Origin of the sequence: uncultured Blautia sp., assembly GCF_902497045.1 — a bacterium.
Classification (GTDB): domain Bacteria; phylum Bacillota; class Clostridia; order Lachnospirales; family Lachnospiraceae; genus Blautia_A.
The window spans coordinates 1-11,829 of sequence record NZ_CABVDF010000074.1 but is presented as its reverse complement, the minus strand read 5'-3'; the positions used below and the strand labels follow the sequence as shown (position 1 = coordinate 11,829).

General features: G+C 42.0%; 14 protein-coding genes and 2 pseudogenes. All 16 read right to left on the bottom strand.

All coding sequences use genetic code 11. The features are described 5' to 3' along the window. Positions 1 to 95: 95 nt before the first annotated feature. Positions 96 to 494: a methylated DNA-protein cysteine methyltransferase gene (locus tag RDS42_RS07245; RefSeq protein ID WP_308783045.1), complete on the bottom strand. Its 399-nt coding sequence runs from the start codon at positions 492 to 494 to the stop codon at positions 96 to 98. Between the two features lie 101 nt (positions 495 to 595). Beyond that, a complete protein-coding gene (locus RDS42_RS07240; protein WP_308783044.1) occupies positions 596 to 739 on the bottom strand; it encodes a hypothetical protein in 144 nt (47 codons plus the stop codon). Between the two features lie 303 nt (positions 740 to 1,042). Then, on the bottom strand, positions 1,043 to 1,666 hold the full coding sequence (locus RDS42_RS07235; RefSeq protein WP_308783046.1) for a response regulator transcription factor: 624 nt from the start codon (positions 1,664 to 1,666) through the stop codon (positions 1,043 to 1,045). Positions 1,667 to 2,024: 358 nt separating this feature from the next. Further along, positions 2,025 to 2,747, bottom strand: a complete 723-nt coding sequence (locus tag RDS42_RS07230; RefSeq protein ID WP_308783043.1) for an ABC transporter permease — start codon at positions 2,745 to 2,747, stop codon at positions 2,025 to 2,027. A gap of 12 nt (positions 2,748 to 2,759) precedes the next feature. Continuing rightward, positions 2,760 to 4,997 carry an ABC transporter permease gene (locus tag RDS42_RS07225; RefSeq protein WP_308783042.1) on the bottom strand — a complete coding sequence of 746 codons (2,238 nt, stop codon included), beginning with the start codon at positions 4,995 to 4,997 and terminating at the stop codon, positions 2,760 to 2,762. After that, positions 4,987 to 5,754, bottom strand: a complete 768-nt coding sequence (locus RDS42_RS07220) for an ABC transporter ATP-binding protein (RefSeq protein WP_308783041.1) — start codon at positions 5,752 to 5,754, stop codon at positions 4,987 to 4,989. Before RDS42_RS07220 ends, RDS42_RS07225 begins: the two co-directional genes overlap by 11 nt. Positions 5,755 to 5,855: 101 nt before the next feature. Further along, positions 5,856 to 6,869 carry a sensor histidine kinase gene (locus RDS42_RS07215; protein ID WP_308783040.1) on the bottom strand — a complete coding sequence of 338 codons (1,014 nt, stop codon included), beginning with the start codon at positions 6,867 to 6,869 and terminating at the stop codon, positions 5,856 to 5,858. Next, on the bottom strand, positions 6,866 to 7,534 hold the full coding sequence (locus RDS42_RS07210) for a response regulator transcription factor (RefSeq protein WP_308783039.1): 669 nt from the start codon (positions 7,532 to 7,534) through the stop codon (positions 6,866 to 6,868). Before RDS42_RS07210 ends, RDS42_RS07215 begins: the two co-directional genes overlap by 4 nt. A gap of 135 nt (positions 7,535 to 7,669) precedes the next feature. Then, positions 7,670 to 8,086, bottom strand: coding sequence for a DUF523 domain-containing protein (locus RDS42_RS07205; protein WP_308783038.1), 417 nt, complete (start codon positions 8,084 to 8,086; stop codon positions 7,670 to 7,672). Positions 8,087 to 8,136: 50 nt separating this feature from the next. Further along, positions 8,137 to 8,313 (bottom strand): hypothetical protein, encoded by a 177-nt coding sequence (locus tag RDS42_RS07200; RefSeq protein ID WP_308783037.1) that lies wholly within the window; start codon positions 8,311 to 8,313, stop codon positions 8,137 to 8,139. A gap of 18 nt (positions 8,314 to 8,331) precedes the next feature. Next, the gene (locus RDS42_RS07195; RefSeq protein ID WP_308783036.1) at positions 8,332 to 8,751 is read right to left on the bottom strand and encodes a nuclear transport factor 2 family protein; all 420 of its coding nucleotides are present in this window, start codon (positions 8,749 to 8,751) and stop codon (positions 8,332 to 8,334) included. Continuing rightward, positions 8,738 to 9,001 carry a DUF2812 domain-containing protein gene (locus RDS42_RS07190; RefSeq protein ID WP_331602944.1) on the bottom strand — a complete coding sequence of 88 codons (264 nt, stop codon included), beginning with the start codon at positions 8,999 to 9,001 and terminating at the stop codon, positions 8,738 to 8,740. Before RDS42_RS07190 ends, RDS42_RS07195 begins: the two co-directional genes overlap by 14 nt. Continuing rightward, a complete protein-coding gene (locus RDS42_RS07185) occupies positions 8,998 to 9,321 on the bottom strand; it encodes a PadR family transcriptional regulator (RefSeq protein WP_308783035.1) in 324 nt (107 codons plus the stop codon). Before RDS42_RS07185 ends, RDS42_RS07190 begins: the two co-directional genes overlap by 4 nt. A gap of 217 nt (positions 9,322 to 9,538) precedes the next feature. Next, a pseudogene (locus RDS42_RS07180) lies at positions 9,539 to 10,562 on the bottom strand (sensor histidine kinase). Positions 10,563 to 10,567: 5 nt separating this feature from the next. Then, positions 10,568 to 10,972 (bottom strand): annotated as a pseudogene (locus RDS42_RS07175) (DNA-binding response regulator); the annotation flags it as partial. A 289-nt stretch (positions 10,973 to 11,261) separates the two neighbouring features. Continuing rightward, positions 11,262 to 11,789: a PadR family transcriptional regulator gene (locus tag RDS42_RS07170; RefSeq protein ID WP_308783034.1), complete on the bottom strand. Its 528-nt coding sequence runs from the start codon at positions 11,787 to 11,789 to the stop codon at positions 11,262 to 11,264. Positions 11,790 to 11,829: the final 40 nt, after the last annotated feature.

Here is an 11,829-nt window from a genome sequence, read left to right as displayed (position 1 = left end):
GTTTTTCGGATCAACGAAAAACTTCACAATGTAAAACAGGGCCTTGCCCTAACAATAAAAAAAGACACCAAAAATCCATCCTGATTTTTGATGCCTTACTGTATTTTTAAGGTTTCCCTGAAAGCTTCAATACCATTTGGATATTTAGCATTTAGTTCTCCATTTGCTTTCAATGTTCTCCAATAAGGCGTTTCATCTTCGAAACGCTGATAACTCGCCCATGCAACAATGGAAACAAAAATTCCCGCTGTAATCGGTTCTGTAAAATCAGCGCCACTCAATTCTGCAAAGTATTTTCGTATTTCCCCGACGGTAATTACTTTACCATACGGAACTTTTTTCATTACTTTGTCATAGTCGATTGGCGGTGCAAGATACATTTTACTGCCACCATACTTTTCAATACTTTTCTGGTCTGTGATGATTTGAAATTTTGGCATATCCTTATTATCGTGCAACATAGCATTAAAATCTTTTTTATCTTCGTTTGCCATTTCTGCCACCTCCTACTTTAAGGATAATCTCTTTATCATTCCTATGCAATGAGACTGTTTGAAAATTTTTGACAAATCAGTATACCCGTCAATGTGAATTTTCAGGAATATTCAAATTCTGGAAGAGAACCATCCATAACAGACACACGCATATCCAAAGAAACTGTATCCCCAACCGCAGCATCCAATCCGAGATATTGAAGAGTATCTTCTGACAATGCAATTTCGTTTGCTGCCGCTGGCAAACGTCCCTCTTTTACAGTTCTGATTGATGGATACATAGACGGAGCATTATCGTGATATTCTCGAAGATACAGAGATAAACTGCTGCTGTCCAACGGCGTACTGCCAACAAAGATTGTATCACCCACATCGTATAGGCGGTCATGAAAAAATCAAGGTCGTGGTTCTGAATCTTTGTAATACCATTTCGCAGTACAGTAATCGGTTGCTTCAATTTAATGTGGTAATATAGAACTCCTGATAGTGTAAGCCCGCCCACAGGAAGAGCAATAAAAGGAGAAAAGATTTCTTTAGTCCCATATTTTTCAGGCGTTCCACCGATAACCGCACCCCCAAACCGTTTCAATGTAATTATGCAATGTATGTACTGCAAATTTAGCACGTATTTTCCGGATATGCTCCATAATTGTATTGCTGTTTCCGTCCCCGTCAAAGCCCCACACACGCTCATAAATCCGCTCGCGGTCAAATACCTGTCCAGCATTGAGAGAAAGAAGCTCCACAATCTCAAACTCCCTCTTAGATAGCGGGATGTTCTGATTATTGATTGTAACTGTTCGGGCGGAATAGTCCAGTATCAATTCACCAAAAAAGCGTACTGCCGAATGATTTTGGCGTCGCTGCTCCCGGCGCAAATGTGCGGCAATACGCGCTCCCAATTCATCCAGATCGAAGGGCTTGACGATATAATCGTCCGCACCGGCCTGAAATCCTATGATCTTATCGCTGGATTCAATACGTGCCGTCAGAAATAAGGTAGGACAAGTAATATAATCTCTTATCTTCTGGCAGACAGTCAGCCCATCCATATCTGGCATATTGATGTCCAGTAAAATCAAATCCGGTTTGCAGGCAGCTTTTTTGAGTGCTTCTTGGCCGCTATAAGCAGTCAGAATATCATATTGTGTTTGAAAATAACTCTGTATCATATTCACAGAGAGCAATTAAGGCAATCGTTTCCTTTAAGTTTTATCTCATTTCAGGCCGAAGAATAACCTTTTTAAACAAGAACATTGTTGCGCCAAAATAGGTCAGGTAGATTGCACAGAATAGCAGGAGCGTCACAGCCCATAAAGAGGTACAAGTCCCTGCTGCAAAATTGCCTCTCCGAAAAAGAACTGTACCCCTGCTATCAGCAAAAACGTCAGTAAAAGCGGGAATAACAATGGAATCAAAAAGACTGTGGACAGTTCCCTGCGGATCAGGGAAGCCTGCTTACGTTCCGGTACCCCCAAACGGTCAATGACCGCATAATTCTTCTGGTTTTTGTCTATGGCAGAAAGCTGCTCAAATGCAAGAATCGAGCAGGACAGGATGATAAAAATAATGCTTAAATACAATCCGCAGAATGAAATCGCTGTAAATCCAGTCAGCGAATTGGCAACACCTCACGCCTTTACGGTAACACCCATCGTTACTTTTTCTGGGAACTGTTGACTGGACTGCAATTCCGGCTGCCATTTCCCACTGTTCAGGAATTGTTTCAAGTCGCTTTTTAATTCCGGGTATCCCAAAACCATACATCAAGACAAAAAACAAAAATGTTACTGCCCATGCCTGGAGAGAAAAGGAAACCCGATAGGTATGCGGCACCTCAAAGATATTTTTTACCACCTGATTCAGCAAACCGGAAAGTCCTGTACCGACCAAGGAACCAAGCAGAAAGGCTCCGGTGCCGATGATACTGTTTTCAGCAAGGAACAAATTGCGTACCGTCTTTGCTTCCATGCCGATCAGTTCATAGGTTGCAAACTCCTTTTTCCGTCGTCCCAGCATAAAGCGGATTGCATAGCCGATCACAAACGAAGACATAAAAGCAACCAGAGCTGACATAAGCAAAATTCCGGTAGTCAGCATCGACATATTCTCTGCCATAGCAAGAACATCTGATGAAAAGCCCAGTGCCAAAAATGAGTACATCAATGCCGCAGTCAAGGTAAGCGTCACAAAGTAAATGATATAATCCCGCAGGCTTCTGCGGATATTTTGAATTGCTAACTTCCAGTACATATCTTCCTCCCATCACCTTACGCTATCGGAGCTGCTGCGAATCGAACGCTGGAACAGCAGCCATGTACTGAGAAAATAGCAGCTCAGCAGCAAAGCGAAAATCCCGGCAATGATACCTATTTGCCGCATCAAGGCTCCATAGCCAATATAAGCTGAGATTTCAGCAGAAACACTTTGAAGAAAATAGCCAATCACAATCATTGCTAAAACGATTGCCGCTGTGATCGGTAGCCCAAACCAGACATCAAGCTGCTTTAGAACCAAAGTATGCAGGTCCTTCTCTTCCACTCCCATATTTCGCAGAACAGAAAATCTGTAATTGTTTTTTTCTGCGTCCAGGAGCTGTTGAAGCGCCAGCACGGTAAGACACATCACCATCAGTACAATTGCACTGTAGATCAAGGCCGCTTTTAGGATGAAGTTAAGCGCGATTGTATGGTTCACTTCCGTAGTATGAATCGTTGTACTGTAGCCTGGCAGATTGTCTTTATCAGGATCTTCCGGATAAGAACGCCCAAGAAGCTGTTCCAGCATTTCTGCCGTTTTGAAGGGAAGCGGATATTGGGTCATCACAAATCGGTTGCTCTGCACCGGAAGCAAGGCTTGCGCTATCTCGTCAGGTATGATATACACCACATCTGTATAAAGATTATAGACGGATTCCCCTACAGGCTCCTGAAAAACAGCATTCTCACTGAGTTTCAGGGTGCCTGCGTCAGTTTCCAATAAAGCATGGGCAGCGATGTAGTTTTCAATATCCTTGTACTCTGCTGCACGATGCCAGTGGGTAGCAAATTCATCCGTTCGTAAGGCAATAGGTTCATATCCCAACATTTTCCGAACAGCGTTATAATCTGACAACGAAATTGCCAAAGGAGGAAAATCGTACTTTACCCGCTGGTGAAAGGAGTCTCGTTTTGGAAGATACTCTGAAAAAGTCAGATCATCCTCTATCGCAATTTGATTTTTTTCTATGAATTCTGTGATTTCCCCATAGTCTGTATCCGGAAGATTTTCCACTTCATAAACATCGTTGTAGCGGCTTGAAATTTGAATATCATAGACTGCCCGACTGTCCAGATAGCCCAGACTCCATCCTGTCAAAACCGGTGCAATGACAAACAGGCAGATAGAAAAAGTCAGAGTCACACAAATTATCGTCATCGTTTTCGTATTGGTAGCAAGCTTAGAGGAAAGCTGTCCAAACAGAAATAAACTCGTATTGTGATATTTGCGGGACACTTTAGACTCCTTCCAGTATAGGAGCACCGCATTCGATAAATACATGACTGCGGAAATGATAAACAAAATATCCGCAACCCCAAACAGCAAATATTGATTCAGAGTTGGGGCGTCAAATCCAAGGAAGTAGGCTTTTTCCAGTTCTGCGATGGAAAAAATCGGTACAGCGGTCAATACTGCACCAGCCAGAAGCCCGCAAAGATATCGGGAAAATCCTATTTTTCTGTGTAAAACAGCACCTGCGATTTCCCAAAGCAGCGTCAGTGCAGGGAAAAGGACATTTCCCCAATACATGAGCTTTACAGGAAGCGGATGTCTGGGATCGAAGTAAAAATGATATTTTACAGCACCTACCTCCAGCATCCACAGCAGCATAATGCCATAGAAAATACAGATCACCGGCATCCATCTGCTTTTATGAAGAGGCTTTTCATTCTGTCGGTTTGCTGTCATAAGCTCAATAATCCTGCTTTTATTTAGGATGCGTACATTTCCTATCCCAACCAGCATCTGACAAAAAGTAAAGAATCCTACTGTCAACAATACGGTATCCGGAAAAAAGGACCAGGAAAAAGCGTACGGTTTCCCAAAAGATGCAAGCAGCATAGCCGTAATGACCTGAGAAACGATCATTCCCAGAAGGATACCCACCACCACAGAGAGTATAAGCAGAAAAAAGGTCTCGCAAAAAAAGAGCAACCCTATGGTTTTTTGTTCCATTCCCAGTGTTGCCTCAACGGCAAACTCCTTTTGTTTTTTTCTCAGCATGAAACGATTGACATAATGAATCAGGAACAAAAGAAGCAGACTAATTCCGCAAATTGCCAGTTTCATACCTCCAGCCAGCAGGGAAATGTTATATTCCGCACCAATGGTTGGATGATAGTGGCTGCTGCTGATAGACAAAAACGCATAGAACAAGGTGACACAAAGTGTCATGGTCACAATATAAATCAAATAGTCCTTCACAGACCGCTTTGCATTTTTGAAAACAAGTTTAGCGTACATCGCTCATGCCCCCTCCCATCATGGTGAGGACATCCAGGATTTTTTCAAAGAAAGTCCTGCGGGAATCACCACCCTTACGGATTTCCGTGAAGATCGCGCCATCCCTCAAAAAGAGAATACGATTGGCATAGCTTGCCGAGAAAGCGTCGTGTGTCACCATCAGGATTGTGGCTCCCAGATCTTCGTTGATACTCTGGATTGTAGAGAGCAGCATCTGGGACGAGTGACTGTCTAACGCACCGGTGGGTTCATCCGCTAAGATCAGCTTAGGCTGGTTGATAATAGCTCTGGCGCAGGCGCACCGCTGCTTCTGGCCGCCGGACACCTGATAGGGGTACTTATCCAGAATATCCGTGATATTCAGCTTTCTTGCCATTTCCTGTACCTGTCCGTCAATCTCGCCAGCGGGAACCTTGTTGATGGTCAGCGCCAGGGCTATGTTTTCCGAAATAGTCAACGTATCCAGCAGGTTAAAATCCTGGAACACAAAGCCAAGATTTTCACGGCGAAACCGGGCAATCCGTTTTTCGTTGATTTCCGTCACATCAGTCCCATCCAGATAGATATGCCCCGCACTGACCGTATCAATGGTGGAAATACAGTTGAGCAGTGTAGTTTTTCCCGATCCGGATGCCCCCATGATCCCTACAAACTCTCCCTCCTGAATGGAAAAGCTGATGTCCTGAATTGCTTTTGTAACATTCCCGCCATTCCCATAATATTTTTGGATATGATCCAGTTTCAAAATTTCTTTCATTGTTATCACCTCTGATCTCTATTGTAAAATAAGAGCGGTCTCGTTTGTATCAAGTTTTCTTACAAAGTTCTAACAAAAATGTAAGAAGTGCAGAACAGTTCTCAGCTCTGCACTTCATGGATCAAACAGTTAATATGAAAAGAAAGTGAAATGGCTGTGCCATGTTCCGGCGACTCCGCCATAATGCCAATGCCCAGCTTTTCACAAAGCCGTTTGCACAGGTACAGACCAATTCCCGTGGACTGCTGGACCATACGACCGTTTTGACCAGTAAATCCCTTTTCAAAGATACGGGGCAGATCGGATGCAGCAATCCCGATTCCATTGTCCTCCACCACAAGAACAACCTGATCCTGCCGTTTATGAGTAGAAATGTGGAGAACCGGCTGTTCCGTACGATACTTTACCGCATTGGCAATTAGCTGGTTTAAGATAAATCGCACCCACTTTTCATCTGAATAAACTATATCCGGCATTTCCTCTATTTCCATACGCATACCACTTTGAAGCAGCAGATATTTGTTATCTGCAATGGCCTGATGTACCACTTGAGACAGCGCCATTTCCCGGACAGAATAATCTTTCTCTGTGTGCTCACTTCGGGCGTAATAAAGGGCCTGTTCGGTAAAGCGATGGGTCTTTTCCAGTTCCAGCAGAAGTTCCTTTATCCAGTCTGTCCGATGGTTTTCACATAGGAGTTTCATGGCAGTAATGGGCGTTTTGATTTCGTGTATCCATTGCTCAATGTATTCCTTGTACTCCAGGCGTTCCCGCTCAACCTCTCCAATCTGCTCCAGCATGGATTTCCCAGCCATTTTCAAAAGCTGATAGTAAACCTGATCCTCAGCCTGTTCCGGCAGTTCCATCACTTCGGAAATAAGGTATCTTTCGGAGAGCTGCTCTGACATATCCAGAAGTTTTTTCATCTGCCTTTTCCGTTTCCAGTAAGTAAGAACAAGTCCCGTCAGCAAAATCAATGCCCATACAATCAGGATCAATACTGCTGCGGAAACCGAATTGCCGCACACCAACAGAAATACAGTGAGTGCAGCCATACAAACAAGGTTCGTCAGCAGAAATGGCAGCCTGTTTTTCCAATATCGTCTGCTGTTCATATCGTGTACCCCTGTCGGTGCTTTGTCTTAATAAAATCCGTCAGACCGATTTCTGCGAGTTTTTCCCGTATGCGGTTGATATTGACGCTCAAAGCATTGTCATCCACATATAGCTGATTGTCCCACAAATACTCGACTATATCTCCACGAGAACAGATTTTTCCTCCATTCTTGAACAGGTAATAGAGAATTTTCAATTCATTCTTGGTAAGTTCTACGCTCTGTTCATGATAATCTAAACTGCTGGATTCCAGGTGCAGCACTGCATCTCCATAAACGATCTGTTCCCTTTGCTGTGCGGGGTATGCTTTTTTCAGCAGGGAAGCGATTTTTGCAAGCAGGATCGCTGTGTTATATGGTTTCGTGATAAATGCATCTCCGCCCAGCATAATGCTGTTTAATTCATCCATATCGGTATTACAGCTCGTCACAAAGATGATTGGCACTTCAGAAAAAGTACGGATCTGTGTACAGAGAGAAAAGCCGCTGACTCCCGGAAGCTTGATGTCCAGTATGATCAAGTGCGGCTGCGTTGCTTTAATCCGTCTGATCACATCAGAAAAATCCTCCGGTGCGGCTGCTTCATAGCCGTTGCTTTGCAGCAGCGTTTTCAATTCGTTCCGTATCAACGGATCATCTTCTATTATCATTATTTTTTCTTTCATATCAGCCTCCGTGAAAAAAAACATAAATATGATATAGTTGCTTATGCTCCCATTGACATTTACATCAGGCAATTATCAAAGTGCTTCCTTAATTCGTTAGAAACTTTTCACCTCAACAAATGAAAAATGGCAGACTTATATTTCTTCAACATCAATAACGTGATATCCTCTTTGTTTTAATGCCTTTGCAAACAATCCCATTCCGGGAATTAACTTCCCGGTAAAGCTGCCGTCATATATCTGATTAACACTACAGGTAGGGCTTCTGGACTGTAATATAACCAAATCAATCTCTTCATTCTGAATTTGCGATAATGCAGCTTCCACTGCTTTATCATATTCTGAACTGACATCTGTTCCGTTTTCATCAACTACTCTTCCATCCACAATTTCCGCACATGGCCTTGGTGTTTTCATTCCTGCTAAAATTTCCGGGCAGATAGAAATAACTTCTTTACCCTTCAAAAAATTGACAGCCGCTGAATTTTTATTGTTTTTCCCATTATATTTACAGTTCACTCCCATAATACAGGCACTAACCAATACTTTCACATTTGTCACCTCAAATTCTGATTATTTGCAAACTAAAGGCAAAATATATGTTAAAGCAAACTACCCTTTAGCCCTTTTTTGAAGACCAATACTGCTCTTTCCATTCCTAAAAAAGACATCGTGACAAGATGATAGCCTTCCTTTTCCATTTCTTCTATTTTGGCATTGATTTTCTCCGTCACATTTTCCACGGTAATTTCTTCTACTAATTCTGTTTGATACATCATTGTTTTACCTCCTCGCGCTCAAAACCAATTCACTTTTTCTGCTCTGAATTGAGGAATATCGCCTTCCTGATATGGATTATAGGTATTGCGATTACACCCAAATTCTTTTAATGCCTTTATTTTATTATCCTCTGTCCATTCAACCAGCGAGATTCCATCAAATTCTTCGATACTCCCATTATCCATCTCATTTTTGAAATACCATTCTACAATCGTTTGATCTCCCTTATGAAAAAATTGCTTAATTTCCCAACTAACCACCTTGCCGCGGGTATTCCATTCCTGAAACCAATGCTTTACTGTCTTACGATTACTATACTGGGGTCCCCAGCTTTCTGTATAGATTACATCTTCTGTAAATATATTGTCAATTCCCATATCCTGCTGGTTAAGCCACATATCAAACCATAGTCGGATCATTTTCTCACGTTTCATCATAAAACAAACACCTCTTCACCTTTTTGTAACCCATCCCTTCTAAAAATGCGTGATAATCAGACGCGTCGGCTTTCGATTTTTGCCCGATGAACTCCACACAGTATTTTACCTGATCCGGTTTGCACGCCTCAAATTCATACAACATTTTTTCTGCCCGAATCAGACGATAGCCCTTTTGGGACATTTTATTCAGCCAATGTTCCTGAGCAGTCAACAAACCGCCAAAGAAACGATAATACTTTTTACTCATACCGCACCTCCAATAATTTCATTAGCCACGCTTACAAGTTCATTGAGTCTTACAAGTTCCTTTTGTGCAATTTCTTTTCCCTGTGTTGTGATGAGATATTCTTTTTTCCGTCCCGCACTATCTCCAAAAGGTGCAATCCAGCCTTTTTCCTGCAACGAGTTCAACGCACCATATAAAGTACCTGCCCCAAGCGTGAGCCGCCCTTTTGTACTTTCCTCAATAAATTGCATGACAGCATATCCATGCTTCGGCGTATAAAGTGAAAGCAAAATAAAGAATGTCACCTCTGTAAGTGCTCCGCTTTTTGCATTGTCCCGCATAATCTTTGCCTCCTTATTACGGTTACTGTAATAAAAATATCACTAACCGTAATAGAAGTCAATAACGATTCAAAATATAGCAAAATGACAAGCTTTATGATATAGCAACTTGTTACTTCCAGTATAAAAAAGAATTGTTGCAGAATTGTCCTAAAATCCATTGTTCTCTAAAAATTTTTCAAAAAAGGCAGCCTGCCAAAAACAGACTGCCTCAGAATTATCTTATGGGCAGGAACACAGAAAAAGTTGATCCTTCCCCAACTTTAGACTCGACGGTAATATAGCCTCCCTGCATGGTAATGATCTCACGGGCAAGGTATAAGCCGATTCCGACCCCATCTATATCATGTACGGCTTCATCCCGATAAAATCGTCGGAAGATCGCGCCTTGAGAATGCTCAGGGATTCCTCTTCCTGTATCCAGCAGATCAATTTTTAAATACATCTCCCACTTCTGCACTCACTTGTATGCAGCCGCCTGCAGAAGTGTACTTTACGGCATTATCCAAAATATTAAACACTGCCTCTGACGTCCAGCGTTTGTCATGAGATACGGTTAGATCAGATGGACAATCCACGGAAAAACTGATCTTCTTTTGCTCCATCGCAGCCAGAACTCCATTGATCGCGCTTACTAATGTATCTTCAATAGGAGCTTCCTGTTTTGTAAGAGCAATCACGCCTGTTTCCAAACTTGAAGTTTTCACCATCCCCTGAATCAGAAACTCCAGCTTATCAAGCTGACTGCCTGCGGCCAGCAAAAACTCTTTCTGCTTTTCCTCTGTCAAAGACCGTGTCAGCATGGTATCATTGAGCATCTTCAAATTAGAGATTGGCGTTTTTGTCTGATGGGAAATATCCGACACTAAAGATTGCAGGTCTTCTTTTTCCAATTCTACTTTTTGTCTTGTTTTCTGCATGACATGATACAGCCGTTCCAGACGATGGCTGATCCGGGACAATAGGGTTTCTGCTTCATAGTCTATTTGAGGCTGCTCTGTGCCGTCCATCATATCATCTAACGTCCGGCATAATCCATCTGTAAACAGTGACAACTTCTTTTGAAAATAGTGAAGAAAAACAATCCCCCAGATATAAAACGCAGCCGTAAAAATACAGCCGCAGATCACAATATGTACATCCCTTGTCAATAGGTAAAAAATCAGTATCAGGATAGCCAAAGTAAGCGCAGTCCCTGCTGCTATCCTTTTCAAAAATAATCTGACAGATAAATTTTGCAGATCCGTTATGACTCACCACCGATCCACTGATAACCTATGCCGTAAGCTGTCTTGATATATTTGTGGTCATCTGTTTCAATTTTTTTGCGGATACGGCTGATAATCGTAGTCAGCGTATGCTCATCCACAAAGTCTCCGTTCACATCCCAAAGTTTTTCTAATATCTGCCGTTTTGTCAAAATGATGCGGGGATTTTTTACAAACAGAAATAGAGTTCGGTATTCCTTCGGGGTAAATTCCAGAGGTTTTCCTGCAAGCGCAGCACTCTGTTCGGAAAAGTCAACTTTCAAAAAACCGTCGTCAAACAAATCGTGGCGAGGTGTCCGTAATTCCAGATTGGCAAAAACCGCCGCCACCTTTTTACAAAGAACTGCCACTGAAAAAGGCTTTGTCACATAATCTGCCCCGCCTGCAGATTTCCTCACACAGTTCCAAATAAAACTTATACCTCATTCCTTTTACGGTGTGAATATACTGCAATCTGTCCTGTAAATTTTACGCTCCTTTATATCATGGATTACAGACCATACGGTATCTGCTCCGGTCTTTCGATCATACTGACACATGAAGCCGTACTTTCCGGATAATATTTCTCGTAGACTGGCATACATTCCATTGCAAACTTTTTCCGTTCTTCTGTAATCTGGAACGTATGCTGGCTGTAAATAAAATTCGTACTTCAAAATACACTATCTGCCATTAAATCAATGACTTTTTCAAATCAGCAATCCACGTCTTAATCGCCTGTGCCAATAGTATCTGCTGGCGAAGCACCTCCATGCCTGTTGCCGGAACATCCTCCGCTTTTTCTTTCAATTTCTGATTCTCTTCCAAATAGTTTAAAAGAATATTTATATTCATTTCTATCTCATTCAGGCATTCTTTCTGCTCTTCTTTTGGCATGCTCTCTAAATTTACGATGACTGCATTGAAATCCAAAAACATATGGATCGGCTTTTTAGAAATTTCATGCATCAGTTTTTCAAACTCTATCTCTCCGTTTTCTGTTAAAGAATACACTGCTTTTTCCGGCATATTTCCCTCCTTTTCTATTCGGCTGGAAATCAACCCTTTCTGCTCTAACTGAATCACTTTTTTATAAATAGAAGGTGTGCTGATCTTTACCCATTTTGAGATATTCCGGTATTCCACCAGCTTTTGAATGTCATAAGCACTTAATTCCTCTTTTTTTAACATTCCTAATACGATTAAGTCAATGGTCGCCATTTATTTTTCCTCCGTCCTTCTTGACAACTACTGTAAATTA

Coding starts and splice junctions, on each gene's coding strand:
- RDS42_RS07225 (WP_308783042.1), bottom strand. CDS start 4,997: ATGTACGCTAAACTTGTTTTCAAAAATGCAAAGCGGTCTGTGAAGGAC.
- RDS42_RS07170 (WP_308783034.1), bottom strand. CDS start 11,789: ATGGCGACCATTGACTTAATCGTATTAGGAATGTTAAAAAAAGAGGAA.
- RDS42_RS07235 (WP_308783046.1), bottom strand. CDS start 1,666: ATGATACAGAGTTATTTTCAAACACAATATGATATTCTGACTGCTTAT.
- RDS42_RS07220 (WP_308783041.1), bottom strand. CDS start 5,754: ATGAAAGAAATTTTGAAACTGGATCATATCCAAAAATATTATGGGAAT.
- RDS42_RS07190 (WP_331602944.1), bottom strand. CDS start 9,001: ATGAGTAAAAAGTATTATCGTTTCTTTGGCGGTTTGTTGACTGCTCAG.
- RDS42_RS07210 (WP_308783039.1), bottom strand. CDS start 7,534: ATGAAAGAAAAAATAATGATAATAGAAGATGATCCGTTGATACGGAAC.
- RDS42_RS07215 (WP_308783040.1), bottom strand. CDS start 6,869: ATGAACAGCAGACGATATTGGAAAAACAGGCTGCCATTTCTGCTGACG.
- RDS42_RS07200 (WP_308783037.1), bottom strand. CDS start 8,313: ATGATGTATCAAACAGAATTAGTAGAAGAAATTACCGTGGAAAATGTG.
- RDS42_RS07195 (WP_308783036.1), bottom strand. CDS start 8,751: ATGATGAAACGTGAGAAAATGATCCGACTATGGTTTGATATGTGGCTT.
- RDS42_RS07185 (WP_308783035.1), bottom strand. CDS start 9,321: ATGCGGGACAATGCAAAAAGCGGAGCACTTACAGAGGTGACATTCTTT.
- RDS42_RS07230 (WP_308783043.1), bottom strand. CDS start 2,747: ATGTACTGGAAGTTAGCAATTCAAAATATCCGCAGAAGCCTGCGGGAT.
- RDS42_RS07245 (WP_308783045.1), bottom strand. CDS start 494: ATGGCAAACGAAGATAAAAAAGATTTTAATGCTATGTTGCACGATAAT.